This window comes from Stenotrophomonas sp. DR822 (assembly GCF_019793815.1).
GTDB lineage: Bacteria > Pseudomonadota > Gammaproteobacteria > Xanthomonadales > Xanthomonadaceae > Stenotrophomonas > Stenotrophomonas indicatrix.
In genome coordinates this window covers 3,393,427-3,419,795 of record NZ_CP081826.1, presented here as the reverse complement: position 1 = coordinate 3,419,795, position 26,369 = coordinate 3,393,427, and the positions used below count along the sequence as shown (strand labels likewise).

The following is a 26,369-nucleotide window of genomic DNA, read 5'->3' as shown; positions in this document are numbered from 1 at the left end:
CTCGTCAGCTCAGCCGGGGAGTGCGATCCGGGCAGGACCAGCCACGGCGGAACCGGCAATATAGCGCAGCCGGTCACATCTCTGGGGTTAATGGGTCATTCGGCGGGGCGCCCGGCAGCGCGCATCGAGCAGGCCCCACAGCACAAGACAGGGGCGCCCCCGTGGGAGCGCCCCTGTCGATAACCTGCGGCGTCGATCAACGCTTGGCGGCACTGACCTTCAGTGCGGCGGCATCAACGCGGGTCACGCCCTTGATGCCCTTGGCGGTTGCGATGGCCTTGTCATGCTCGGCCTTGGTAGCAACGGTGCCACTCAGGCTGACCACGCCATTGACCGTCTCCACCTTTACTTCGGTACCCGGCACATTGCTGCTGGCGAGCAGATCGGCCTTGACCTTGGTGGTGATCCAGCTGTCGGTAACCGGCTCGTTGGAATCATGGCGGTCTGCGTGGGTCATCGCCGAATGATCGGTTTTCGGCGGGCTCTTCGCTGCGGCGTCCTGGGCGAATGCGGCCGAGGAGGACAGCGCCAGGCCCAGGGTGAGGGCGGAAGCCAACAGCGTACGGGTCGTGGTGCTCATCGTTTGGTTCTCCTACTGGTTGGTGCGCCCAGTGTCGCCAAGTGCTTGTAGTGCAGGCGTGGCGCTGCGGTCACGCTCACGTGAATGGGCGCACCCGCAGCGGGAATGGTTCAGCTTCCGGGCGCGTAGTCATCTCGTTTACCCTGAGGTTCCTGTCCTGCACTTCACGATCTGCGCGGAGTCCTCCCATGCGCCCTGAGCTGCAACTGGCCCTGATCGGCTACGGCCTTGCCGGTCGCGTCTTCCACGCCCCGCTGATCCAGCACACGCCGGGGCTGGCCCTGCACAGCGTGGTCAGTTCGCAACGCGATACGCTGCTGCGCACCTTCAGCGACGTCCACGTACGCGCTACCGCACAGGAGGTCTTCGATGACCCTGCGGTGGATGCGGTGGTCATCGCCACGCCGAACGAACAGCACGCGCCATTGGCCATCGCCGCGCTGGCCGCCGGCAAGCATGTGCTGGTAGACAAACCGTTCGCCGTGACCGTGCGCGAAGCCGAACAGGTGCTGGCCGCAGCGCGCGACGCTGGACGCATCGCCACCGTGTTCCAGAACCGGCGGTTCGATGCGGACTTCCTGACCCTGCAGGCGCTGCTTGCCGACCGCACGCTCGGTGACATCGCCGAATGCCACGCACATTTCGACCGCTACCGTCCGCAGGTGCGCGAACGCTGGCGCGAGCAGGACGGACCGGGCAGCGGCCTGTGGTACGACCTGGGGCCGCACCTGCTGGACCAGATGCTGGTGCTGTTCGGCTGCCCGCAGGCGATCGATGCGGACCTTGCGGTGCAGCGCGAAGGCGGCAGCGGCGTCGACTATTTCCACGCGGTACTGCATTACCCGCGCCATCGCGCGATCGTGCATGCCGGTTCACTGGTCGCTGCGCCTGGCCCCCGTTTCGCCGTGCATGGCACACGGGCCAGCTGGATCAAGCAGGGCCTGGACGTTCAGGAAGCGCAGCTGCGTCGCGGCATCGCGCCAGGTGCGCCGGGATGGGGTATCGATCCGCGCCACGGCGAGCTGCTGCACTGCGATGCGGAGGACAACGTCCTGCGCAGCACCGTGGACAACCTGCCGGGCGACTACCGGCGCCTGTATGCCGACTTCGCGGCGGCGATGCAGGGTGAGGGCGAGCCGACGGTCAGCGCGCAGCAGGCGCTGCAGGTGATGCGATTGCTGCAGGCGGGGATGGACAGCGCACGCGAAGGGCGGCGGGTGCAGGTGGGGTGATCGGCAGGGCTGCGCCCTGCACCCGCCGAAGCGGTAGTGCCGGCCGCTGGCCGGCAACAGCAACAGCAACAGCAACAGCAAAAGCGGGCTATGCGTGGGATGGCGGGGTGGGCCCGATTGCGGGGGACGCTGCAAGTACGTCCATGTAAGCTCGGTCGCCGCATCCATGCGGCTCACGCCCCCGCAACCGGACCCACCCCGCCTTCGACAGTTGTCCGCTGCTCTTGGGGGTGTCGACCTTGGTCGACACGGCATGATCTGCTCTTGGTGGGTGTCGACCTTGGTCGACACAGTAGATCCACGCCATGCGTGGATCTACATAAAACCGGTGCTTACGACTTCTTGATGGCGTGGCCGCCGAACTCGTTGCGCATCGCTGACAGCAGGCGGTCGGTGAACGAATTGGATTCGCGCGAACGCAGGCGTTCGAGCAGCGACAAGGTGATCACCGGGGCCGGTACGTCCAGCGCGATCGCTTCGGCGACGGTCCAGCGGCCTTCACCGGAATCTTCCACGTATGGTGCGATGCCATCCAGCGCGGGATTGCGCTTGAGCGCTTCGGTGCTGAGGTCCAGCAGCCACGAACGCACCACGCTGCCGTGGCGCCAGACCTCGGCCACCTGGGCCAGGTCCAGTTCCATCTCCTGCTTGCGCTCCATCAACGCGAAGCCTTCGGCGTAGGCCTGCATCATTCCGTACTCGATGCCGTTGTGGACCATCTTGGTGAAGTGGCCTGCGCCGGAAGGGCCGACGCGCGCCCAGCCGCGGTCCTCGGCCGGTGCCAGCGTGCGCAGCAGCGGTGCGATCTGTTCGACCACCGCTGCATCGCCACCCACCATCAGGCTGTAGCCTTCCTGCAGGCCCCACACGCCGCCGCTGGTGCCACAGTCCACGTAGCCCAGGTCATCTTCGGCCAGCGCCTTGGCGCGACGGATCGAGTCCTGGTAGTTGGAGTTGCCACCGTCGATGACGATGTCACCTTCGGCCAGATGCGGGGTCAACTGGCCGAGCGTCTGGTCCACGGTCTCGCCGGCGGGCACCATCAGCCACACCACGCGCGGCACCGGCAACGCGGCCACTGCGGCGGCCAGCGAATCAACCACCTCCAGGCCGGCCTCGGCGGCGCGCTGGCGGGCGCCCTCGCCCGGATCGTAGCCGACAACGCGGTGGCCACCGCGGTGCAGGCGCTGGGCCATGTTGGCGCCCATCCGGCCGAGGCCGATCATTGCAATATCCATTGTTTCACCTTCAGTTGGGGTCTAGGGTCAGGCTGCCTGGCCTGCCGGTGGCTGCGCAGTGGCGCAACTGCGCCTCGCGCCAACGCCGGTAGAGCGTGGTATGCAGATTGTGCAACGCCAGGTCGATGGAAAACGGCGTGCGCGGATTGCGGTCGAGCAGGCGGATGATGTGATAACCGACAGGACGTATACCGCGTGGGTGCGCGTAGATCACGAACTGCTGGTAGAACGCATCGTCCAGCAACTGGTCCATCTGCTGCACGACGTCCCGATAGCGCGGGGCCAGCTGCGCACGCAGCGCCGGATCGCGTTCGTACAGCAACCGCTCGAAATAGCGTTGGCCGACACGCGGAATGCCCTGCGCCAGCTGCCACAGGGCACGGTTGCGCTGGTCATACCAGGCCAGCCCACCGTGCTCCGCCAGTGCCTGCGCCGCGCCTTCGCCCACCTCCACCACGACGAAGTTCTCCGCCTGGTTGCTCAGATCGTCCAAGGTGCCTTTGTCGAAGACGTGCTCGATGAAGCCCGGCAGCCCGACAAAGGCCTGTCGCCCCATCGCCGACGTGCGCACGGCCTTGCCGTCGGCCAGGAACTGGCCGGCCTGCGCGCCCAGCAGGATGCTGTCGGTGTCGTGCAGGCCAAGGAGCGTGCCGATGGACAGCTCGGCGGGCGCGAATTCCGCATCGAAGGCCGTATCGCCGTACAGCTCGCGCTGCGTGGCCAGCTGCGCGACCTGGCGGCCAACACCGCACTCGGCGCGCACGTGGCCCGTATAGAAGGCGTCCAGTGCGCGGCTGTTGCTGGCGGCCGGTACATAGCCGCGGCCGAAGCTGCGCACCCGCTGCCATCCCTGTGCCGGGGCGCCACGTGCGCCAAAGCCGATCCAACCCAGCTGCACCCCGGTGAAGCGGAAGGATTCATTGTCCTGCAGTGCCTGCGTAGCGCGTTGCACGGCGGCGCCCAGTTCAAAGGCGTAAGCGCAGACCGTGGCCGGCTCATCCAGCAACTGCTGCAACAGGGCCTGCCGGTCGGCCTCGGCCAGCGTTGCCGGCCAACGCACGCGCAGATCACCGGCCGCCTGCGCCTCGGCCAGCGAGGCACGCGTACACACCGGCCCACCTTGTACCTGTGGCGTGGTGATCGCTGCGGTTTCAAAGCGCCAGCCCAGCCGCTGCAGCAGGCCTTGGCTGCACTCGGCCGTAGCGGCCAGCGTGCTCAGGGGCCAGCCCAGCAGCAGGGCCCACGCCATCACCCTGCCGCGCACGCTCAGCCCTGGTCCGTTGCTGCCGGCGCTGGTTCGGGCTCAGGCCCGGCAGGAGGCTGCGGCGACGCGGCCGGTTGCGGTTGCGGCTGCGGCTCTGGCTTCGCTGCCGCTGGCAGGTACTGCTGCAGGCGCTGGAAGAAGCGCCGATAGAACTCGGCATCGGTGATCGTGCTGCTGGCCACTTTCACCAGCGAGTCGTCATTGCTGCCGAACGGCAGCGACACCGAGCCCAGCGCGCCCACGCCCACACTGGCCGAGGTCGGGCTCTTCTTCAGTGCATAGCGGTCCTGCACGGCGCTGACGAACACCAACGCCTGGCTGCCACGCGGCGCGCACGAGATACGCAGCACCAGCTGCTCATGGTCGTCCTCGCGCGGCTGGAAGTTCTTGTTGCCTTCCACCTGCGCATCGTCCGAGCGTGCGATCGCATAGCCCTGGCTGAGCAGCGTGCGCCGGGCTGCTTCGCAGGCTTCGGCCGGACGGCCATCGACGGTGCGCGAAAAGGTGTCGCCGGAGTCGAAGGACTCCCGCAACAGACTGCTGTCGGCGGCACGACCGCCACAGGCGGTCAAGGCCAGGGCACTGGTGGCAGCCAGCAGGGAAGCAGAAAGAAGGGAGGCCCGCATGGGTACTCCTGCGAAGACGGTATCCACGAGGGTAGCCCCCTGCCCGTGTGCGCCGGGTCGAAAACACTGGTCCCGTCCCCCACCGTTGTACCCGGTTCATGCAAAAAGGGGACGGAAGGATCAAGTCGTTTGTACCACTAACGACTTGTTCCTCCGTCCCCTTTTCCGGTCAATCAGTCGGCCCAGCGGCCTGCGGCGGTGGACTGCGGCAGCACCTGCGCCGACAGCGGACGGTCGGCCTCCAGCAGGTTCACCGCGTCGGCCAGGATCGAGGCCGATTCACGCAGCAACGGATCCGGACGCTTCTCGGCGGCCTTCTCGCGGGCGGCATCCTTGACGATGTCGCGTTCGTTGCCGGTCAGGCCGTCATCGCTGCTGTCATCGGCCAGCGGGTCCAGGGCCAGGCCCAGTTCCTTGCGCACGATCTGGCGCTGCTTGCGCTGGGTATCCTGGCGCTCGCGCTCGGCACGTCGGGTCGCCTCATTCAGCGAGACGTACTTCTTCGCCGCCTCAGCACGGAACTGCTCCACATCCTCGTTCCACCATTGGAATTCCTTGTCGGTGGCGATGCGCGCGTCGTGACGCGTTTCCAGCTTCGGCAGCAGCGGCGCGAAGTTGCCGTACTGGGTGTGCGGCACCGCGGCGATGCGGGTCCACGGCAGCGCATTGTCGTAGGTGCTCTCGCCGAACTCGGTGGCATCGACGCTGGCCGGGAACGCCAGGTCCGGCACTACACCCTTGTGCTGGGTGCTGCTGCCGCTGATGCGGAAGAACTGGGCGATGGTCAGCTTCACCTGGCCAAAGCGCTGGGCTTCGCCACTCGGCCAACGGTCCAGGTCGACGATGTTCTGCACCGTGCCCTTGCCGAAGCTGGTTTCACCGATGACCAGGCCGCGGCCGTAGTCCTGGATGGCACCAGCAAAGATCTCCGACGCCGAGGCCGAACCACGGTTGATCAGCACGGCCAGCGGACCGTCCCATGCCACGCCCTGGTTGCGGTCGCTGTTGACGGTGACACGGCCACCGGATTCGCGCACCTGCACCACCGGACCCTGCTCGATGAACAGACCGGTCAGCTCGATGGCTTCATCCAGCGAACCGCCGCCGTTGTTGCGCAGGTCCAGCACCACGCCGTCCAGTTTGTCGGCCTTGAAACCGGCCAGCAGCTTGGCCACGTCGCGGGTGGCCGACGCGTAATCGGTGGCGTTGCGACGACGGCCTTCGAAGTCCTGGTAGAAGGTCGGCAGCTTGATCACGCCAACCTTGCGTGCCGGCTCGCCATTGGCGGCCGGGATGGTCATGGTCTCGCCCTTGGCGGCCTGTTCGGCCAGGCGCACCTTCTGCCGGGTCAGCACCAGGGTGTGGTGCTTGCCGTCGACGCCCGCTTCGGCCGGAATGAACTCCAGCTTCACCTGGGTGTCCTTGGCGCCACGGATCTTGGCCACGACATCATCGATGCGCCAGCCGATCACGTCTTCCACCAGCCCGGACTTGCCCTGGCCGACGCCGACGATGCGGTCACCCGGCTTCAGCGTGCCATCCACTGCTGCCGGACCACCGGCGATGATCTCGCGGATCACCACCACGTCGTCCTGGCGCTGCAGCTGCGCGCCGATGCCTTCCAGCGACAGCGACATCGCCTGGTTGAAGTTCTCGGCGGTACGCGGGGTGAAGTAATCGGTGTGCGGATCAACCGCGCTGGTGTACGCGTTCATGAAGAACTGGAAGGTGTCTTCGCCCTTCAGCTCGTTGACCGACTTTTCCAGCGTGGCGTAACGCTTGTCCAGCGTCTTGCGGATGTCATCGGACTTCTTGCCGGCCAGCTTCAGGCGCAGCCAGTCATTCTTCACCGACTTGCGCCACAGCTCGTCGAGCTCGGCGTTGGACGCTGCCCACGGCACGTCCTTGCGGTCGTACTCGAAGCGCTCGTCGGTGGTGAAATCCGGTTCCTGCTTCAGCAGCTTGCGCGCGTAGGCCACGCGCTCGCCGACGCGCTGCTTGTACACCGCGAACACCTGGAAGGCCGGCTCCAGCTCGCCGCCGCGGATGGCATTGGCAATGCCGGCCTGGAACGGTGCGAAGCGGGTGATGTCGGCCTGGGTGAAGTACTGCTTGCCGCCGTCCAAGGTCTCCAGGTAGCGCTTGAACACATCCTTGGAGGTGGCTTCATCGAGCGCACGCGGGCGATAGGCGTAGCGGCTGTCGGACAACAGGCCGTAGACCAACTTGGAGGTGGTCACCTGATCGGCGGTAGCCGCCGCCGGCAACGCCGGCGAGTCGGCCTTGGCCGCCAGCGCCAACGGCGCAACCAGCGCCAGGGCCATCAGGAATGCGGGGGCTTTGAATTTCATTGACGTGCTCGAAGGCGCCTTGCCAAGGGGGAGACTGCAGGGTGTTCAGACACCACGACAGTGCCGAAAGTTGCCGGGTTTGTCACCCGTCCACTTCCGGTGGAAAACCAGCCTAGCGGGGCCGGTGTAGCAAATTGTGAATGCAGGCAAAGGCGTGCGGACCAACGGTCCGCACCCACCAGGGTGATGGTGACACCCATCGGTGGTGGTGACACCCACCAGGGTGGTGGTGACACCCATCGGTAGCGCCGGGCCATGCCCGGCGGGGATGAGGCGTGCGGACCAACAGTCCGCACCCACCGGCGGAGCGTCAGGAAACGCCGGCGCCCTTGGCCTGCACGTCGGCGTGATACGACGAGCGCACCATCGGGCCGGAGGCCACGTGGCTGAAGCCCAGCTCGTAACCGTAGACTTCCAGCGCCTTGTAGTCGTCCGGGGTCCAGTACTTCAGCACCGGGTGGTGGTGCGCGGTCGGCTGCAGGTACTGGCCGATGGTGATCATGTCCACATTGTGCGCACGCAGGTCGCGCATGGTGGCCTTGATCTGTTCGAAGTCCTCGCCCAGGCCCAGCATGATGCCCGACTTGGTCGGTACGTCAGGGTGCTGCGCCTTGAAGTTCTTCAGCAGGTTCAACGACCACTGGTAATCGGCACCCGGGCGCACGTTGCGGTACAGGTCCGGCACGGTTTCGATGTTGTGGTTGAACACGTCCGGCGGGTTCTGCGCGAGGATTTCCAGCGCGCGCTCCATGCGGCCCTTGCCGCGGAAATCCGGGGTCAGCACTTCGATGCGGGTGCCCGGCGACTTCTCGCGGATGGCGGTGATGCAGTCGACGAAGTGCTGGGCACCGCCGTCGCGCAGGTCATCGCGGTCGACGCTGGTCACCACCACGTACTTCAGGCCCATGTCGGCCACGGTCTGGCCCAGGCTGGCCGGCTCGTTGGCATCGGGCGGCTTCGGCCGGCCGTGTGCCACGTCGCAGAACGAGCAGCGGCGGGTGCAGACCTCGCCCAGGATCATGAAAGTGGCGGTGCCGTGGCCGAAGCATTCGTGGATGTTGGGGCAGCTGGCCTCCTCGCACACGGTCACCAGGCGGTTCTCGCGCAGCTTGGCTTTCAGGTTCTGCACGGCATTGCCCGAAGGAATGCGCACGCGGATCCAGGAGGGCTTGCGCAGCACCGGCACGTCGGCGAACTGCACCGGCGAACGGTTGATCTTGTCCCCACCCATCTGCTTGACCCCGGCCTGCAACGGCGCGGTGGACGGAAGCTCGGCCTGCACGATCTGCAGGGGAATGGTGCGGGCAGTGGTTTCAGTCATGGCGTTTCCGGGGGCGGTCAGGCGGCCGCAGAGAGATCAGGCAGTTCAGGCACGGGCTGCAGCAGCAGGCCGAACTGGCGGGCCAAGTGGTCCAGCAGCACCGGCTTGACGGCGTCCATCCCGGACGGACCGCCCAAGTCTAGCACCGTGGTCACCTGCAACCCCTCGTAACCACAGGGGTTGATGCGGTGGAAAGGGTCGAGGTCCATGGCCACGTTGAAGGCCAGGCCGTGGAAGGTGCAGCCGCGCCGCACGCGGATGCCGAGCGCGGCGATCTTGGCGCCGCCGACGTAGACGCCCGGGGCGCCATCGAGCCGTTCGGCACCGATGTTCCATTCCGCCAGGGTGTCGATGATGGCCTGCTCGATGCGGCATACGTAGTCGCGCACACCGATGCCCAGCCGCGGCAGCCGCAGCAGCGGATAGATCACGATCTGGCCGGGGCCGTGGTAGGTCACCTGGCCACCGCGATCGACGTGGACCACCGGGATCTCACCCGGTGCCAGCACGTGTTCGACCTTGCCGGCCTGGCCCAGGGTGAACACCGGATCGTGCTCGACCACCCACAGCTCGTCCAGCGTGTCATCGTCGCGCTGGTCGGTGAAACGCTGCATGGCGTGCCAGACCGGCTCGTAGGCCTGGCGCCCCAGGTCACGCACCACCGCCGGGCGCGGCGGGCGCGCCTCGGGGGCCGCCGCCTCGGCAGGGCAGCTGACGGCTACACCGTCCACTTCACTTCCGGGTGGTCGCGCAGGGCCTGGTGGGCCACGTCGTACTGTTCACGGTTCTCGGCCCGGAAGACCAGGCGCACCGAGACGTACTTGCCGTTGGACGAATGCTTCCAGCTGATGCGCTCGTTCACCACGTCGACGCCAGCAGCCAGCAGCAGGCGGGGGAGTTCATGCTCCAGGCCGCGGTTGGCCGGGCCCATCGCGCTGAGCTCGAACTGACCGGGGAACTGGAAGCCGTGTTCGGGGTTGTCGGACTTGATTTCCATGCGCCCATTATCGGGCCGCAGGGCAACAAACCCAAGAGTATTCATGTAAGCCGGCGGCACTGCGGGCGGGCCGCTGCGTTGCAGCTGAACGTCCATTCAGGCGGGGAGACACCTCCCAGGGCCCCTGCCCCATCGCTGCGGCTTCACCTGCGGTAACCGATTGTATCGATCAGACAATGTTGTTTTCGGAACAGACAAGTGATCCCAGCGCGCTCGTTCCATCACAGCGCCGGGAGTACCGTGTCGTTGCATAAAACGACAGACAGATGCCCCCTTCCCGATGATCATCCCATCCATGCGCTATCTCGCATCCTTTGGATTGTCCGGCCTGCTGGCCACCGCCCTCCCCCTTTCCGCTTACGCAGCCGAGCAATGCGGCCCGGACGCGATGCGCGAGCATCCGCCGCAGGTCAATTTCCGCGTCGACAACGACCTGTTCGGCGGCCGCCACCAGGACCAGGGCTATACCAACGGCGCCCAGCTGACCCTGGTCTCGCCCAACCTGGTCGATTACACCGACGACCCGTGCCTGCCGCGCCTGGCGCGCTGGGTGAACAGCCACCTGGAGGCACTGCACCCGGGCAGGTTCGAACAGCAGAACATGATCTTCAGCCTGGCCCAGGGCATCTTCACCCCCACCGATTTCACCCGGAAGGACCTGATCGAAGACGACCGCCCGTATGCGGGCGTGCTGGTGGCCAGCTTCGGCTACAACGCGCGCAGCGGCGACCACCTGCAGACCACCCAGCTGACCCTGGGCGTGGTGGGGCCGTGGGCGCAGGGCCGGCAGGTGCAGAACGCGGTGCACGACGTGCTGGGTGACGAGAAGTTCCAGGGCTGGGACAACCAGCTGCACAACGAACCGGTGTTCATGCTGACCCACGAGCGCATGCGCCGCTGGCCGGGCGATGCCAGCATCAATGCCGACGGCTGGGGCTGGGATGCGATCAGCCATTACGGCGGCTCGATCGGCAACCTGGAAACCAAGGCCAACGTCGGCGGCGAAGTGCGTTTCGGCTGGAAGCTTCCCGACGACTTCGGCAGCACCCCGCTGCGCCCGGCCGGCGAGAACACCGCGCCGACCCGGGGGGGCAAGCCCAGTGGCTGGTCGTGGCACATGTTTGCCACCACCGATGCGGCATGGGTGATCCGCGATATCACCCTGGACGGCAACACATTCCGCAACAGCCACAGCGTGGACAAGCGTCATGTGGTCGCCTACGGCGGTTACGGCGTGGCAGTGATGCGCGGCCGCTGGAAGTTCGCGGTAGCCCGCTACCACAGCACCCGCGAGTTCAATGGCCAGCGCGAAGCCCCGGTGTTCGGCAGCTTCACCATCAGCCGCTCGCTGTAAGCGAGGGGCTGATGGTGAAGCGGGTAGGTGCCGACCGTTGGTCGGCACACCGGATTGAATCGCTCGCTGTAATCCAGGGCTGATGGTGAAGCGGGTAGGTGCCGACCGTTGGTCGGCACACCGGATTGAATCGCTCGCTGTAATCCAGGGCTGCGTCCGCCGGGCATGGCCCGGCGCTACCCGATCGTGCGTCCGCCGGGCATGGCCCGGCGCTACCCGATCGCCGGTAGCGCCGGGCCATGCCCGGCGGGATCCCACGAAAAAGGCCGGCATTCGCCGGCCTTTTTCATTCACCGCAGCAGGCTGCGGATCATTCCGATTCCCACCACATCCAGAAGCTGTCCCACAGGCGCTTGAAGAAGCCGGCCTGCTCGACGGCGGCCACAGCCACCAGCGGCGCTTCGGCCACCAGCTTGCCATCCAGGGTGACCTTGACGGTGCCGATCTGCTGGCCAGCGGTGAACGGCGCTTCCAGGGTCTTGGGCACGTCGATGCTCGGCTTCAGGTCGTTGTAACGACCGCGCGGCACGCTGACCAGCATCGGTTGCGCCACGCCCAGCTGCACCTTGTCGGTGGTGCCCTTCCATACCTTGTGCTCGGCCACGGCCTTGCCCGGCTCGTACAGGCGGTGGGTCTCGAAGAAGCGGAAGCCCCAGTTCAACAGGGCCAGGCTGTCATCGGCGCGCTGCTTTTCCGACGCGCCGCCCAGCACCACCGCGACCAGGCGCTGGTCACCGCGCTGGGCAGAGCTCATCAGGCAGTAGCCAGCCTCGGAGGTGTGGCCGGTCTTGATGCCGTCCACGCTGCCATCGCGCCACAACAGCAGGTTGCGGTTGGGCTGCTTGATGGTGCCGACCTGGAATTCCTTGATCTTGTTGTAAGCGTAGGTTTCCGGGTAGTCGCGCACCATCGCGCGGCCCAGCAGGGCCAGGTCGTAGGCGCTGCTGTGATGGCCCGGGGCGGTCAGGCCGTGGGCGTTCACGAAGTGCGAGTTCTTCATGCCGATCTTGGCGGCGTAGCTGTTCATCAGCGAAGCAAAGGCTTCTTCGCTGCCGGCCACGTGCTCGGCCAGGGCGATCGCGGCGTCATTGCCGGACTGGATCGCCATGCCCTTTTCCATGTCTTCCAGGCGCGCGGTCTGGTTGACCGGGAAACCGCTGTAGCTGCCGTCGGTGCCGGCACCACCTTCGCGCCAGGCGCGTTCGCTCATCATCACCTGGTCATCGGGACGGACCTTGCCGTTCTTGACCTCGGCGGCGATCACGTACGACGTCATCACCTTGGTGATGCTGGCCGGGGCCAGCTGCTCGTTGATGTTCTCGCCTGCCAGCACCTGGCCGGTAGCGTAGTCCATCAGCACCCAGGCCTTGGAAACGCTGGGTGCAGGCGCCGGCGGCGTGGCCACGGTGGCGGGGGCAGCAGCGGCGGCAGGCGCCGGGGTGGCCGGGGTCGGCAGCGGCGTCTGGGCGGAGGCCAGGCCCACCACCAGGGTGGCGGCCAGGGCAGTGGCGGCGGAACGGAAATTCATGGGACAGCAGGCTCCAGGGGACGGCCGGAAAATGAAGGATGGGGCGAGGTGGCCATTGTAAGGCCGAGGTGGCAAGGGCCGGCAGCACCGGCCCGGGCGGAATCAGTCCTTGACGATCTGTGGCGAGCCAAAGCCCAGACCCGAGATGCGCCCGGCAAGTTCCGCCGCGCTGGCATGGTCGCTGGCGGGTACCCGCAGGCGCCACAGGGTACGGCCACCGGCAGCGATGTCGCTGATGGTGGCACCGACGATGCCGGCGGCGTTGAGCTGGCCCATCGCCCGATTGGCGTTGTCGCGGTTGGAGAAGCTGGCGACCTGCAGCATCACCGCGCCCACCACCTTCTGCGACAGGCTGGGGCTGCTGGCCGGGGCCGGGCTGCGCGGCGCGGCGGTGGCCACGACCTGCGCTGCCGGACGCGACGCGGGTGCGCTGGGCGGCAGGCTGCTGACCGCCACTTCCGGCATCGTGCTGACGGCGGCCTGGGTGGTGGCCGGCTGGCCGCGCTCGGGCGCGGCGTCGGCCGGCAGGCGCTTGACCAGGCGATCGATGTCACTGTCGGCAACTGCGCGTGCGGCGGGTACAGGGCGCGCGCTGGCGACGGCAGCGGTGGCCGCAGCCGCTTCCGCAGCACGGCGTTCGCGGCGCGAGGGCTTCTGCGCCATCAGGTTGCCTTCGCCCGGCTGCAGCGCGCGCACTTCCACGTTGCCGGTACCGCGCTGGGTGATGCCCAGACGCACGGCGGCGGCATAGCTGAGATCAACCACGCGGCCATCGTGGAACGGGCCACGATCATTGACGCGCACGATCACCGATTCGCCGTTGTCCAGGTTGGTCACGCGGGCGAAGCTGGGCAGCGGCAGGGTCTTGTGCGCAGCGGTGAACTGGTACATGTCGTAGACCTCGCGGTTGGAGGTCAGGCGGCCATGGAACTTGGCGCCGTAGTACGAAGCGGTGCCGCGTTCAACGTAGTTGCGGGTGTCGTCGAGCACCTTGTACTGCTTGCCCAGCACCACGTAGGGCGACTTGTTGCCGATTGCCGAGCGATCCTCGTCGGTCACCACCGGCTCGGGAATGCAGGCCACGTTGGGCACGTAACTGGGCGTGGTGTCTTTCACGCCGGGCTTGTACAGGCCACCGGCGGTGTAGTTGCCACGGGTGGACAGGTCCTCGGTGGCCGCCGCGTACGGCGAGCCCTCCGGACAATGCGCCGGACGCCCGCCCTTGCCCTGCACCACCGTGCCGGACGGCTTGCCACCGTGTCCGGCGGTCGCCGGCTTTTTCGGCGCGCTGCTGCAGGCGGCCAGCGCGAGGACGATCAATCCAGGGACCAGCCATCTGATGTTCATGCCGGGGGCAGCTCCTGTCCGGCAATGGCCTGCGACAACTGGAACACGGCCATCGCGTACATCTTCGAGAGGTTGTAGCGGGTGATTGCGTAATAGTTCTGGAAGCCCAGCCAGTACTGCTTGCCGGTGCTGCCTTCAAGGGTGATCGGGGTGGCAGTGGCACCCGGCTGCACCGGCGCGCTGGGCTGGTAGCCGCGCTGGGCCAGGTCGGCCAGCGACCAGGTGGGCATCCACTCGGTCGGGTTGAACTCCTCGCGGCCGGCGGCGAGCGTGGCCGGCACGGCGACCTGGCCACCGCGCACCCAGCCGCCCTTCTTCACGAAGTAGTTGGCGATGGACGAGAACACGTCGTCGTAGCTGGTGAACAGATCACGGCGACCATCGCCATTGCCGTCCACGGCGTAATCGAGGTAGCTGGAGGGCATGAACTGGCCCATGCCCATCGCGCCGGCATAGCTGCCCTTGAGCGTGGTGATGTCCAGCTTTTCCTCGCGGCCCAGCTCGAACAGCTTGGCCAGTTCATCGCGGAAGAACAGCTCGCGGCGCACTTCGCGCTCCAGCTTGGCCGGGTCGCCACTGCGCGGGTAATAGAAGGCCAGGGTGTACAGCGCATCGAGCACGCGATGGCTGCCGGCATTCTTGCCGTAGCTGGTTTCCACGCCGATGATCGCCACGATCACTTCCGCCGGCACGCCGGTGCGCTGCTGCACACGGTCCAGTTCGGCGCGATGCTGGGCAAGAAACGCCTTGCCGCCATCGATGCGTGCCTTGCTGATGAACATCGGCCGGTATTCGTTCCACGGCTTGACCCGTTCGGCCGGCCGCGACATGGCGGCGATGATCGGCTGGCGCACCTGCGCCTGGTCGAGCACGTTGCGGATCTCGTCGGGCTTGAGGCCGTAGCGCTTGGCGGTGTCGGCAATGAATCTGGCGCGCGCGGTTTCGAACGGCACCGGGGTGAGATCGACCGGTGCTGCCGTGGCCGCGGTCGCTTCCGGCGCGGCCTCGGCCGGGCCGTGGGGCTTGGCCGCCGGGTGGCGTGGCGTACTGCTGGCCTGTGGCGAAGTCGGTGGGGACGTCGGCTGGGTCGCGCAGGCGACCAGGCCGAGGGTGAGCATGCAGGCCAGAGAACGTCGAATCATCACCGCAGGTTAGCAGGTCATGGATGAATTAAAACCCCTAACACCATGAATCACAACGATTTGCTCGCGTTCAGCACGAAATGTGAAGACGTTGTGATTGACCTGCCCCATTCAGGCAGAGGTTGCCGGTTGCGTCCCCATCCCCGCAGACGCAACCGGCCGCCGGACCCGGTCGGTACCTGCGCGGCTGCCGCTCCCCAGTGGCAGTGCTCCGCGCTCCCTGTACCCGTTGGATCAGTACTGCTTTCCCATCCGACGCCCCTCGCGCTGCATCAAAGACGGCGCGCCATGCCGAACGGGCCGCCATTGTGCAGGCCGATTGCGACAAGTCCATTGATCAGGATCAACGCGGCGTCAAAATGTGAATTGGCGCCCACTTTTAATGGAACTTCGTCGTGAGTGGTGCCGACAGGAGGTGGTCTGAGAACGTTTGCACAACAGGGATTGCGCAGATTCAGCGGGCGCGCAGGGCGCCGGTGCATGGCGTGGACTGCTGTGCCCGCACAGCAGTCCACGCCATGAATTGCCAGAGCAACGCATTCGACGCGCCGCTGCTTGGTACCGGACGCATTGATGTTTCAGCAGCCTCCAAGCGCTAGCTGACATCAGCCAGCGCTCGCAAGGTTTCCTTGGGGTTCTTCTTGATGACGTGAAGCAGGGCTCGCGCAGGGCCTGTTGGGTCACGGCGGCCCTGTTCCCAGTTCCGTAGTGTTCCGACTTCCACGTGGATGATGGTTGCGAACTTCTGCTGGGACAGGCCCGTGGCCTTGCGGATCTCGCGCACCTCCACAGGGCTGATGTAAAGCTCACGCGAGGGGCTCCGCTCTCCCTTGAGAATTTCATTGGCCTCGGACACGCTGCCCATCAGCTCAGCAAAAAGATTTTTGTCCATAGCTCACTTCCAGTTTTCAATGATGGACCGAAGCGCCTTCTTCTGCTCTGCGGTCAAGTTGTCCTGCTCGTTTTTGGGATATGCGAGAAGCAACACGATCTGTGAGGCCGAAGCGAAGTGGTAATAGATCACGCGTGCCCCACTTCGCTTGCCACGTCCTGGTAGCGCGACACGAATCTTCCTCAGTCCGCCCGTGCCCTCGATCAGGTCGCCCGATTCGGGGGCTTGGGCGAGGGTGTGCTGAAAGCCGCTGTACTGCGTATCCGTCATCAGTTCTTTGATGAGGCGCGTGAACGTCGGGGTCTCAATGAAGATCATGGCATGAATGTACGCCATTGGCGCACATGCGTCAATGGCGCACTTCAATGCACCACTTGGCACAACGGGCACTGTTTCAGCAGGCTCCTACGCGTGCACCGGCCGATGCCCCCGCACCGCCATCACCAGCCCGATCCCCGCCAGCAACGACACCGCCGAGGTGCCGCCATAACTGATCAACGGCATGGGAATGCCCACCACCGGGAGCAATCCGGAAATCATCCCGCCGTTGACCAGCACGTACACGAAGAACGCCAGGCCGAGGCTGCCGGCCAACAACCGCGCGTGCGTGTCGCGTGCCTGCACCGCGATCGACAGGCAACGCCCGACCACGAACAGATACAGCGCGAACACCGTCACCACGCCGATCCAGCCGAATTCCTCGGCCAATACCGAGAACGCGAAATCGGTGGTGTACTCGGGCAGGAAATCCAGCGTGGCCTGCGTGCCGTGCCCCCAGCCGCGCCCCTGCATGCCACCGGAGCCGATGGCGATGCGCGACTGCAGGATGTTCCAGCCGGTGCCCAACGGATCGGCAGCCGGATCCAGGAAGGTCAGCACGCGATTCTTCTGGTATTGCCGCAGCAGCCCGAACCAGGCCAACGGCGCAGCCACCGACACCGCGCCCAGTCCGGCCGCCACCCAGCGCCACTGCAGGCCCGCCAGCAGCAGGGCAAACACGCCGCTGGCGGTGACCAGGGTGGCCGTACCGAGATTGGGCTGCATCAGGATCAGCAGCGCTGGCACCCCGATCAGTACTGCGGCCGTCAGCACCGTGCGCGGCGATGGCGGCAACGGCTGGCGGTGCAGATACCAGGCCATCATCAACGGCAGACTGAGCTTGAGCAGTTCCGAGGGCTGCAGGTAGAACACGCCCAGGTTGAGCCAGCGCTGCCCGTACTTGCCGGTGCCGATCACGTACACCGCCATCAGCGGCAGCATCGACAGTGCATAGATCGCCGGCGTCCACGCGCGCAGGCGCAGCAGCGAAACCCGCGACAGCAGCCACATCGCCACCAAGCCACCGGCAAAGCGCATCGCCTGCCCGTGCACCGGCCCATTCACGCTGTGCAGCACCGCCAGGCCTGCGCCCATCAGGATCAACAACGCGATCAGCAACGGCAGATCGATCGTACGCAGCGCCTCACGGCAGCCACCAAGCATTCGTTTCCATTTCACCCGCGGCACGGTAGCAACCGGCGCTTTCGCGAAGCTGTCAGCGCTGTTTGACGCTATCGACTCCTTCGGCGACACCTGCCTTGGGCGACCGGATTCTCCGGGTTTCAAACAATTCTGATTGGAGCCGCAAGGGCCCGTGCACATCATGTGCGGCCACCGACAACGGGTGGCACGGGACTCCAATCCCGTTTGATAGATGCGTTGTTTACGCTTGCCAGCCGGCGTCGCTTTTTCCTTGTTGAGCGGCGTCGGCTGGCAATCCGTCCGTGCGTCTTTGGCGGGCGGTGCGTGGAGGGACTCGTGCCCGCCGGCGTTCCAGCGTCTATCACCGGTATTGGAGCCACGCATCGCCTGCCACCCTCGCCTCCACGCGGGGTGGCCCTTGCCGACCGCACGAGGGCCCCGCCATGTCCGCTTCCACCTACCCGTACCTGTTCGCCACGCTGGGCGAGGCTGCTCACCAGCTGCCGCATGACATCGCCCGCGCACTGGAAACCACGCTCACCGCAACGCAGGCCGCCAACGCGCCCGGCGGCCCTACCCTGCTGGACTGCCTGCAGCGCATCGGCCAAGTGGAAGCGGCAGATGGCCAGCCGTGGCCGAGCAAAGGGCGAACGCAGGCGCAGTGCATGGCGATGGCGCGCATCGACCGCGCCAATGCCGGGCTGACCTTCCTGCTGGAACTGCTGCACGCCAGCGAACGCGTGCGCGTGGACGGCGACGACACGCAGCATCTGCCCGACGACGCCCGCGAAGGCCTGCTGCTGGCCTGCCGAGGACTGTCGGAATATGTGGGCGTGCAGCTGCAGGCCGCGTGATGCGCACGTCGCTGTGCCCTCGCCTGCCTCTCGTACAGCGCATGCCGGCCCTGAGCCGAGCATGGCTCGGCACTACAAAGAGCGAAGCGACCCGCTTCTGCTCTGCTTTATTTCTCTTTGCGTGGGTGGCCACCGCAGGAAACTGTCAGAGGCCGGGCGCGGTGGGTTCGCGGGGGTGTCCGCGGCATGGATGCCGCGGCCAAGCCCCCCCGCGAATCCACCCCGCCCGGCCAACCACGGCTGTTGCTTTCAGCAACCACCCACGAGGGGCTGCGCCGATGGCTGGAAACTACCCGTAACCGCCGTGCACCGGGTTATGACTGCGCACCGCCATCACCAACCCGAACCCGGCCAGCAGCGACACCGCCGATGTACCGCCGTAACTGATCAACGGCATCGGCACGCCCACCACCGGCAGCAGGCCGGAAATCATCCCGCCGTTCACCAGCACATAGACGAAGAACGCCAGACCCGTGGCACCGGCCAGCAGGCGTGAGTACGAATCGCGCGACTGGCTGGCGATCCACAGGCAGCGCCCGATCACCACCAGGTACAACGTCAGCACCAGCGCCACGCCGATCCAGCCGAACTCCTCGCTCAGCACCGAGAATGCGAAGTCGGTGGTCTGCTCGGGAATGAAATTCAGGTGCGACTGCGAGCCTTCGCCCCAGCCCTTGCCATCGAAACCGCCGGAACCAATGGCGATCTTCGACTGGATGATGTTCCAGCCCGCACCCAGCGCATCCATTTCCGGGTCGAGGAACATCATGATGCGGTCCTTCTGGTACGGCCGCAGCAACCAGAACCAGGCGACCGGCGCCACCGCTGCCACACCGCCCACGCCCAGTCCCACCCACCACCACGGCAGGCCCGCCAGCAGCAACACGAACACACCACTGGCGGCGATCAGCACGCCGGTGCCGAAGTCCGGCTGCAGCATCACCAGCCCGGTAGGCACGCCGATGATCACCATCGCCACCAGCACGGTGTTCAAGCGCGGCGGCAGCGGCATCCTGTGCAGGTACCAGGCCACCATCATCGGCAGGCTGACCTTGAGCAGTTCGGCCGGCTGCAGGTAGAAGAACTTCAGGTCCAGCCACTGCCGGCCGTACTTGCCCGTGCCCAGCACGAACACCGCCAGCAACGGGATCATCGAGATGGCGTAGATCAGCGGCGTAGCCGAGCGGATGCGCAGGATCGGCACCCGCGAGATGCCCCACATCGCCGCCAGGCCCACGGCAAAGCGCACGCCCTGTGCCATCACCAGGCTGTCGCCGCCAGCACTCTTCAGGGTCGCCAGGCCGATCACCATCAGCGCGCCCAGGGCCAGGCACAGCAGCCAGTCGAGGCTGCTGAAGAACCGCTGCAGCATTTCCCCGGCCCAACGCAGGAACGCGCTCATCGGGCGCCCTCCGCAGCAACCGTGGGACGTGACGTGGCCGGCAGTGCCGCAGAAGGATGCGTGGCCGGAGCAGGTGCAGGTGCCGGCGGCGGTATACCGACCACGACCGCATGCTCGCCCAGCTGCGCAGCAGCCGCGTCGCCGGCCTGGCGCGCACCCACGTCTTCGTTGTCGAACGCGGTGGCGCCGATCGCGGTCGTACCGCGTTCGCTGTCCAGCGGCTGCATGCCTTCGGGCATCTTGCCCAGCAGCCAGGCATCGAACACCTTGCGAGCGATCGGCGCGGCTGCCGAACCACCGTAGCCGCCGCCCTCCACGGCAATCGCCACGGCGATGACCGGGTTGTCGGCCGGTGCGAAGCCAACGAACAGCGCGCGATGGCGCAGGTGCATCGGCAGGCTCTTCGGGTTCACCGCAGCGGTACCACGGCGGCTGATCACCTGTGCGGTACCGGTCTTGCCCGCCATCACATACGGTGCGCCGGCCGCTGCGCGCGCGCCGCTGCCACCGGGCTGCATGGTGCCCATCATGCCCTCGCGCACGGCCTGCAGGTTGCTCGGGGTCGGGCTGATCGGCTTGCTCTCGCCCTGCGGCATGGGCGTCCAGTCCGCATCGAAGCCGGCCCGCTGCTGCATCACCAGGTGCGGCTGGCGCAGCTGCCCGTTGGCAATGCCGGCCACGCCGTGCACCAGCTGCAACGGGGTGACCTTCCAGTCGCCCTGGCCGATGCTGGCGTTGACGGTGTCGCCGGGATACCAGCGCTCCTTGCGTGATTTGTACTTCGATGCCGGCGACGGCAGGATGCCGCCGATCTCGCCGGTCAGGTCGATGCCGGTCGGCTGGCCGAAGCCGTAGTAGCCCATGTAGTGGTCGAAACGCTCGATGCCCATGTCCAGGGCCAGCTTGTAGTAGTACGTATTGACCGACTGGGTGATCGACTTGCGCAGATCGGTCCAGCCATGGCCGCCACGGTTGGCATCGCCCCAGCCCCGCGAGGTGCCGGGCAGGTAGAACATGCCGGTGGAAAGAATCTTGTCTTCGGGGCGGCGCACCCCGCTGTCCAGGCCGGCCAGGCCGATCAGTGGCTTGATGGTCGAACCGGGGGCCACGCCACCCAGCACCAGGCGGTTGAACTGCGGCCGCGAGGGATTCTCATTGAGCGCCTTGAAGTCGGCGTGCGAGATGCCGTTGACGAACAGGTTGGCGTCGTACGACGGCAGGCTGACCATCGCCAGCACTTCGCCGGTGCGCGGGTCCATCGCCACCGCGGCACCTTCGAACTCGCCGAAGGCGGCCACCATCGCCCGTTGCAGGTCGGCATCGATCGACAGCCGCAGGTCGGCGCCGGACTGCGCGGCGACACGGCCGATGGTGCGGATCGCGCGGCCCTGCACGTTGGTCTCGACCTGTTCATAGCCGACCTTGCCGCGCAGCTCCTGCTCGTAATAGCGCTCCAGGCCGGACTTGCCGATGTGGGTCAGCGCGGCATTGCCCTCGCCGAGGATCTCCAGGTCCTTGTCATCGACCCGGCCGACGTAGCCGATGATGTGCGCGAACAGGTCGCCATAGGGATAGCGACGGGTCAGGTACGGCTCCAGCTCGACGCCGGGAAAGCGCCAGCGGTCCACGGCGAAGCGCGCCATTTCCTCATCGCTCATGCGCAGCTTCAGCGTGACCGGCAGGAACTTGCGGCGCGCCTTGCGCGACTTGTTGAACGCTTCCAGCTCTTCCGGACTGATCTGGATGATCTTCGCCAGCCCTTCCAGGGTGGCGTCCATGTCCTTGACCTTGTCCGGGGTGATGTCCAGGCGGAAGGCCGGCACGTTCTCGGCCAGCAGGCGGCCGTTGCGGTCGTAGATCATGCCGCGCCCGGGCACTACCGGCCGCGGCTTGATGCGGTTGGCTTCGGAACGGGTGGCGTAGATGTCGTGGTCCAGCACCTGCAGCTTGAAGTACCAGCCGCCCAGCCCCAGCAGGCAGACCAGTACGCCGAAGAAGCCCAACGCCGCACGGCGCCGGAACTGTTCGGCTTCGGCGTGCGGATTCTTGACCTGGCGGCGCGGCAGCATGGCTCAGCGCCCGCGCTTGCCGAAGCGCACCGCGTCCAGCAGCACGAACACCAGCGGCCACAGGCCCATGCCCAGCAACGGTGCCCACCAGTACGACCACGGCAGGGTCGGCTCGCCCACCATGATGTGGACCAGCGCGCTGACGATGCGATCGTTGAACAGCAGGCCGCCGATGGCCAGCATCTGCTGCGACATCGGGAAGAAGCGGATGCGCGCGCGGAAACGCTGCAGGATGAAGGCCAGCATCACCAGACGCAGCGCTTGTTCGCCCAGTACCCCGCCATACAGGAGATCAGCGACGACACCGCTGGCGAAGGCGATGCCGAGGCCGACCCGCTCGGGCGTTTCGATGACCCAGTAGGCCAGCACCAGCGCCAGCCAGTACGGACGCAGCGGCTGCAGCAGCGCCGGCAACGGCAGCAGGCCCAGCAGCAGGGCCACCACCAGGCTGGCCGGCAGCACCCAGCGATTATCGCGAAGGCGGCTCATCGCTGCGCCTCCGGCTGCGGTTGGGTGGGCTGCGGTTGGGTGGGCTGCGGTTGAGTTTGCTGCGGTTGCCGGCCAGCGGCCGGCACTACCGGGGAGCTGGCTGGGGGAGAGCCCCCCTCTTGTTGAGGGGCGCGCGCCGAAGGCGCGGGGGTAAGGGAGGATGCGCGGGCAGCCGGGCTCGCAGACGAGGACGGCTGCCGGCCAGCGGCCGGCACTACCGTGGAGGGCGGCGGCGTCGAAGGCGCAGTCGGTGCGGTACCGGTCGGCAGCGTTGTGGCATCGGCCGGGCCACCGGGAGCGGCTTGTTCCATCTGCAGGCGCAGGTTCGGCGGAATACGGATCGCCGCGCCGGGGCGCAGCAGCAGCACATCGCGGCCGCGATCAAGCTGAGCGGCCGGCTTCAGTTCGCCCACCAGGAAGGCGTGGGTATCGTCCGGGCGCAGGCCGGTGATGGTGCCGACCGGGAACCCGGCCGGGAACCGGCCACCAAGGCCGGACGTGACGATCTCGTCGCCCACTTCCACGCCGGCGCTGAGCGGGATGTCGCGCAACTCCAGCTTGTCGCCGCGGCCGTAGACGATCAGGCGCACGCCATTGCGGGCCACGGTCACCGGCACCGCATGGTCGGGGTCGGTCAACAACAGCACGGTGGCGTTGCCACCGGTCACGCTGATCACCTGCCCCATCAGGCCGCCGGCGTCGATCACCGCCTGGCCGACGTGCACGCCTTCGCGGCTGCCAGCGTCCAGCACCAGGCGCTGCTTGACCGGGTCCAGGTCGATGTCCAGGATCGGCGCCAACTGCACGTCCAGGCCACTGCGCTCGGCCACGTTCAGCAGTTCGCGCAGCTGGGCGTTGTCCAGTGCGGCGGTCTGCAGGCGGGTCAGGCGGGCGTTGGCCAACAGCAGCTGGTTGCGCAGCTCACGGTTCTCGGTCACCAGCTGGCCGTGGCTGGCAGCGGTGTCACGCACTTGCCCGCCGAGCTTGCCGGGCAGGCCGGCCAGCGCCCACACCGGCTGCACCAGGCTGTTGGCCTGCTCGCGCAGGCGCGCCAGCCAGCCGGCCTGGTCGTCGAGGACGATCAAGGTGATTGCCAGTGCAAGATAGGCCAGCAGCCGCAGCGGGCTGGCGGCATCACCGGATCGGGAAGCGACGGGAGGTCCGGCGTAGGGCGGCACGGCAACGATTCAACTGGCAGAAGGCGAAAGGGAAACGCGCGGGCGCCCCGCCGGTGCCGACCCGCCAACGTGGCGGGCCGCACCCCGGAGGGGCGCTGCGGGCGCAAGCAGCCGGGACGGCTTATTCCGGCGCAAAGAACTCGTTGCCGTGCATGTCCACCAGTTCCAGCGCACGACCGCCACCACGGGCAACGCAGGTCAGCGGGTCATCGGCCACCTGCACGTGCAGGCCGGTTTCCTCGGAGATCAGGCGGTCCAGGTCGCGCAGCAGGGCGCCACCACCGGTCAGCACGATGCCGCGCTCGGCGACGTCGGCACACAGTTCCGGCGGGGTCTGCTCCAGCGCCAGCTTGACCGCGCTGACGATGCCCGACAGCGGCTCGTGCAGGGCTTCGAGCACCTCGTTGGAGCTGATCTTGATCATCTTCGGCACGCCCTCGGCGAGGTTGCGGCCGGAGATTTCCATCTCGATCACTTCCGCCTGCGGGTAGGCGCAGCCCAGTTCGACCTTGATGCGTTCAGCGGTGGCTTCACCGATCAGCATGCCGTGGTTGCGGCGCACGTAGTTGGTGATCGACTCGTCGAAGCGGTCGCCGCCGATGCGTACCGATGCCGAATAGACGATGCCGTTGAGCGAGATCACCGCCACTTCGGTGGTGCCGCCGCCGATGTCGATGACCATCGAGCCACGGGCTTCGGTGACCGGCATGCCGGCGCCGATCGCGGCCGCCATCGGCTCTTCGATCAGGAACACGTCGCGGGCACCGGCCTCCTCGGCCGATTCCTTGATGGCGCGGCGCTCGACCTGGGTCGAACCGGCCGGCACGCAGACCAGCACGCGCGGGCTCGGGCGCAGGAAGCGCGACTTGTGCACCTTCTTGATGAAGTGCTTGAGCATCGCCTCGGTGTAGGTGAAGTCGGCGATGACGCCATCCTTCATCGGGCGGATGGTGGTGATGTGGCCCGGGGTACGGCCCAGCATCTGCTTGGCCTCGGCGCCGACGGCAGCCACGGAGCGGGTACCGCCGATGGCACGGTCCTGGCGCACGGCGACCACGGACGGCTCGTTCAGCACGATTCCCTGCCCACGCACATAGATGAGGGTGTTGGCCGTGCCCAGGTCGATGGACAGGTCATTGGAGAACATGCCGCGCAGTTTCTTGAACATCTGGGAGTTGATCCTGAGGGGTGTCGCGCCCAACGCGGGATGGCGAAAAAATGGGCAGAAATCGAGGTCGACAAGCCTAGCAACCCGCCTGCCGCCGAGCAAGGAGAAAACTAGCTGAACCCGCGCCTTCACAGGCTTTCGGCCTGATCGGGCATCACCCGGTTCTGGCCCTGAGCGGCACCAGCGGGTAACCTTTGCGCCGTCGGGCGCCCAAGGGCGCCGTTTGCTTGCCTGCCGAAGTGGGCCGGCCCACCCCAAAATTCACCGCATAGGCTTACATCGATGTCCGCTCTGATCTGTGGTTCTCTTGCCTTCGACACCATCATGGTGTTTCCGGACCAGTTCAAGAATCACATCCTGCCGGACAAGGTGCACATCCTGAACGTGTCCTTCCTGGTGCCGCGCATGCGCCGCGAGTTCGGCGGCTGCGCCGGCAACATCGCCTACAACCTGCACCTGCTGGGTGGCGACCCGATTCCGATGGGCACGGTGGGTTCGGACTTCGGCCCGTACCGCGAACACTTCGATGCGCTGGGTATCGACCTCACCCGCGTGCGCGTGATCGATGAGCTGTTCACCCCCCAGGCGTTCATCACCACCGACCACGACAACAACCAGATCACCGCCTTCCACCCGGGCGCGATGATGCGTTCCTACGAAAACCACGTGCGCGACGTGCCGGGCGTCAGCCTGGGCCTGGTCGGCCCGGACGGCCGCGAAGGCATGATCCAGAACGCGCTGGAATTCCACGAAGACGGCGTGCCGTTCATCTTCGACCCGGGCCAGGCGATGCCGCTGTTCAACGGCCCGGAACTGCGCGAATTCATCGAGCAGGCCGATTACGTGGTGGTCAACGACTACGAGTCGAACCTGCTGCAGGAACGCACTGGCTGGAACGAGAAAGAGATCGTCAGCCGGGTCAAGGCCTACATCACCACCCGCGGCCCGAAGGGCGCAGTGATCCACACCCCGGAAAAGAGCTATGACATCCCGCCGGCGCACGAGCGCCGCGTGGTCGATCCGACCGGCTGTGGCGACGCGTTCCGCGCCGGCCTGATCTACGGCATCCAGAAGGGCTTCGACTGGCTGACCATCGGCCGCATGGGCAACCTGATGGGCGCGCTGAAGGTCGAGCACCCGGGCACCCAGAACCAGCGCTTCACCTTCGATGAGTTCAACGAGCAGTTCAAGCAGCAGTTCGGTTACGCGTTGAGCGTGTAAGCGAACTGCCCGCGCACTCCACCCGATGCGCCGGGGGGAATGCCACCGGCACGTGTCGACCTTGGTCGACACTGCCGGCCAGCGACCGGCTCCGCTCTGGTAGCGCCGGGCCACGCCCGGCGGCTTTCCGATCAGACACCTTCCATTCCGGATGCAGCCCGCGCTGCGCGCTCGCCGGGCATGGCCCGGCGCTACCTCCGGCTCAGGGCCTGCCCTACTGACGGCCAGCGGCCGGCTCCGCTCTGGTAGCGCCGGGCCACGCCCGGCGGCTTTCCAATCAGACACCTTCCATTCCGGATGCAGCCCGCGCTGCGCGCTCGCCGGGCATGGCCCGGCGCTACCTCCGGCTCAGGGCCTGCCCTACTGCTGGCCAGCGGCCGGCTCCGCTCTGGTAGCGCCGGGCCACGCCCGGCGGCTTTCCAATCAGACACCTTCCATTCCGGATGCAGCCCGCGCTGCGCGCTCGCCGGGCATGGCCCGGCGCTACCTCCGGCTCAGGGGCCTGCCCTACTGACGGCCAGCGGCCGGCTCCGCTCTGGTAGCGCCGGGCCACGCCCGGCGGCTTTCCAATCAGACACCTTCCATTCCGGATGCAGCCCGCGCTGCGCGCTCGCCGGGCATGGCCCGGCGCTACCTCCGGCTCAGGGCCTGCCCT

The 26,369-nt window shown here is 66.8% G+C and carries 23 protein-coding genes; 4 read left to right on the top strand and 19 right to left on the bottom strand.

Annotation, left to right across the window (positions count from 1 at the left end):
- Positions 1 to 196 precede the first annotated feature (196 nt).
- Positions 197 to 580, bottom strand: coding sequence for a BON domain-containing protein (locus tag K5K93_RS15705; protein ID WP_025878697.1), 384 nt, complete (start codon positions 578 to 580; stop codon positions 197 to 199).
- Positions 581 to 768: 188 nt separating this feature from the next.
- On the opposite strand from K5K93_RS15705, the gene K5K93_RS15700 reads away from it, so the two are divergent.
- Positions 769 to 1,812 (top strand): oxidoreductase, encoded by a 1,044-nt coding sequence (locus K5K93_RS15700; protein WP_222388363.1) that lies wholly within the window; start codon positions 769 to 771, stop codon positions 1,810 to 1,812.
- 332 nt (positions 1,813 to 2,144) lie between these two features.
- On the opposite strand, the gene gnd is transcribed toward K5K93_RS15700, so the two are convergent.
- The 7 genes from gnd to K5K93_RS15665 all read right to left on the bottom strand — a co-directional run bounded on the left by gnd (position 2,145) and on the right by K5K93_RS15665 (position 9,609).
- Positions 2,145 to 3,050, bottom strand: a complete 906-nt coding sequence (gene gnd, locus K5K93_RS15695) for a phosphogluconate dehydrogenase (NAD(+)-dependent, decarboxylating) (protein WP_099843691.1) — start codon at positions 3,048 to 3,050, stop codon at positions 2,145 to 2,147.
- A gap of 10 nt (positions 3,051 to 3,060) precedes the next feature.
- Positions 3,061 to 4,299, bottom strand: coding sequence for a hypothetical protein (locus K5K93_RS15690; RefSeq protein ID WP_222388362.1), 1,239 nt, complete (start codon positions 4,297 to 4,299; stop codon positions 3,061 to 3,063).
- A 17-nt stretch (positions 4,300 to 4,316) separates the two neighbouring features.
- Positions 4,317 to 4,940 (bottom strand): DUF2242 domain-containing protein, encoded by a 624-nt coding sequence (locus K5K93_RS15685; RefSeq protein WP_025878701.1) that lies wholly within the window; start codon positions 4,938 to 4,940, stop codon positions 4,317 to 4,319.
- A 173-nt stretch (positions 4,941 to 5,113) separates the two neighbouring features.
- Entirely contained in the window at positions 5,114 to 7,291 is a 2,178-nt protein-coding gene (locus tag K5K93_RS15680) for a carboxy terminal-processing peptidase (protein WP_140225486.1), read from the bottom strand.
- A gap of 310 nt (positions 7,292 to 7,601) precedes the next feature.
- Positions 7,602 to 8,612, bottom strand: coding sequence for a lipoyl synthase (gene lipA / locus K5K93_RS15675; protein ID WP_033832023.1), 1,011 nt, complete (start codon positions 8,610 to 8,612; stop codon positions 7,602 to 7,604).
- A gap of 17 nt (positions 8,613 to 8,629) precedes the next feature.
- On the bottom strand, positions 8,630 to 9,274 hold the full coding sequence (gene lipB / locus K5K93_RS15670; RefSeq protein WP_223483263.1) for a lipoyl(octanoyl) transferase LipB: 645 nt from the start codon (positions 9,272 to 9,274) through the stop codon (positions 8,630 to 8,632).
- A gap of 56 nt (positions 9,275 to 9,330) precedes the next feature.
- The gene (locus tag K5K93_RS15665; RefSeq protein WP_032975372.1) at positions 9,331 to 9,609 is read right to left on the bottom strand and encodes a YbeD family protein; all 279 of its coding nucleotides are present in this window, start codon (positions 9,607 to 9,609) and stop codon (positions 9,331 to 9,333) included.
- Between the two features lie 280 nt (positions 9,610 to 9,889).
- Between K5K93_RS15665 and K5K93_RS15660 the strand changes: the two genes are divergently transcribed.
- Positions 9,890 to 10,963 carry a lipid A deacylase LpxR family protein gene (locus K5K93_RS15660; RefSeq protein WP_025878706.1) on the top strand — a complete coding sequence of 358 codons (1,074 nt, stop codon included), beginning with the start codon at positions 9,890 to 9,892 and terminating at the stop codon, positions 10,961 to 10,963.
- Between the two features lie 310 nt (positions 10,964 to 11,273).
- On the opposite strand, the gene K5K93_RS15655 is transcribed toward K5K93_RS15660, so the two are convergent.
- From K5K93_RS15655 to rodA (K5K93_RS15630), 6 genes are all read right to left on the bottom strand, one after another.
- Positions 11,274 to 12,491, bottom strand: coding sequence for a D-alanyl-D-alanine carboxypeptidase family protein (locus K5K93_RS15655; RefSeq protein ID WP_032975369.1), 1,218 nt, complete (start codon positions 12,489 to 12,491; stop codon positions 11,274 to 11,276).
- Positions 12,492 to 12,593: 102 nt separating this feature from the next.
- Complete coding sequence (locus tag K5K93_RS15650; protein ID WP_222388361.1) at positions 12,594 to 13,838, bottom strand: septal ring lytic transglycosylase RlpA family protein; 1,245 nt, start codon at positions 13,836 to 13,838, stop codon at positions 12,594 to 12,596.
- On the bottom strand, positions 13,835 to 14,980 hold the full coding sequence (gene mltB / locus K5K93_RS15645; RefSeq protein ID WP_033832243.1) for a lytic murein transglycosylase B: 1,146 nt from the start codon (positions 14,978 to 14,980) through the stop codon (positions 13,835 to 13,837). Before mltB ends, K5K93_RS15650 begins: the two co-directional genes overlap by 4 nt.
- 595 nt (positions 14,981 to 15,575) lie before the next feature.
- A complete protein-coding gene (gene nadS / locus K5K93_RS15640; RefSeq protein WP_093818027.1) occupies positions 15,576 to 15,872 on the bottom strand; it encodes a NadS family protein in 297 nt (98 codons plus the stop codon).
- Between the two features lie 3 nt (positions 15,873 to 15,875).
- On the bottom strand, positions 15,876 to 16,190 hold the full coding sequence (locus K5K93_RS15635) for a type II toxin-antitoxin system RelE/ParE family toxin (protein ID WP_222388360.1): 315 nt from the start codon (positions 16,188 to 16,190) through the stop codon (positions 15,876 to 15,878).
- 87 nt (positions 16,191 to 16,277) lie between these two features.
- Positions 16,278 to 17,354, bottom strand: coding sequence for a rod shape-determining protein RodA (gene rodA / locus K5K93_RS15630; RefSeq protein ID WP_222391101.1), 1,077 nt, complete (start codon positions 17,352 to 17,354; stop codon positions 16,278 to 16,280).
- 422 nt (positions 17,355 to 17,776) lie between these two features.
- On the opposite strand from rodA (K5K93_RS15630), the gene K5K93_RS15625 reads away from it, so the two are divergent.
- On the top strand, positions 17,777 to 18,187 hold the full coding sequence (locus K5K93_RS15625) for a hypothetical protein (RefSeq protein ID WP_222388359.1): 411 nt from the start codon (positions 17,777 to 17,779) through the stop codon (positions 18,185 to 18,187).
- A gap of 289 nt (positions 18,188 to 18,476) precedes the next feature.
- On the opposite strand, the gene rodA (K5K93_RS15620) is transcribed toward K5K93_RS15625, so the two are convergent.
- From rodA (K5K93_RS15620) to K5K93_RS15600, 5 genes are all read right to left on the bottom strand, one after another.
- Positions 18,477 to 19,589: a rod shape-determining protein RodA gene (gene rodA, locus K5K93_RS15620; RefSeq protein ID WP_093818030.1), complete on the bottom strand. Its 1,113-nt coding sequence runs from the start codon at positions 19,587 to 19,589 to the stop codon at positions 18,477 to 18,479.
- Complete coding sequence (gene mrdA, locus K5K93_RS15615; RefSeq protein ID WP_093818031.1) at positions 19,586 to 21,658, bottom strand: penicillin-binding protein 2; 2,073 nt, start codon at positions 21,656 to 21,658, stop codon at positions 19,586 to 19,588. The genes rodA (K5K93_RS15620) and mrdA overlap by 4 nt, the downstream gene beginning before the upstream one ends.
- Positions 21,659 to 21,661: 3 nt before the next feature.
- Entirely contained in the window at positions 21,662 to 22,147 is a 486-nt protein-coding gene (gene mreD / locus K5K93_RS15610; protein ID WP_093818032.1) for a rod shape-determining protein MreD, read from the bottom strand.
- On the bottom strand, positions 22,144 to 23,325 hold the full coding sequence (gene mreC / locus K5K93_RS15605; RefSeq protein ID WP_222388358.1) for a rod shape-determining protein MreC: 1,182 nt from the start codon (positions 23,323 to 23,325) through the stop codon (positions 22,144 to 22,146). Before mreC ends, mreD begins: the two co-directional genes overlap by 4 nt.
- A 121-nt stretch (positions 23,326 to 23,446) precedes the next feature.
- The gene (locus tag K5K93_RS15600; protein WP_017355500.1) at positions 23,447 to 24,493 is read right to left on the bottom strand and encodes a rod shape-determining protein; all 1,047 of its coding nucleotides are present in this window, start codon (positions 24,491 to 24,493) and stop codon (positions 23,447 to 23,449) included.
- Positions 24,494 to 24,775: 282 nt separating this feature from the next.
- Here K5K93_RS15600 and K5K93_RS15595 point away from each other — a divergent pair, with 282 nt between their 5' ends.
- The gene (locus K5K93_RS15595; RefSeq protein ID WP_049463859.1) at positions 24,776 to 25,714 is read left to right on the top strand and encodes a carbohydrate kinase family protein; all 939 of its coding nucleotides are present in this window, start codon (positions 24,776 to 24,778) and stop codon (positions 25,712 to 25,714) included.
- The last annotated feature ends 655 nt before the right edge of the window (positions 25,715 to 26,369 follow it).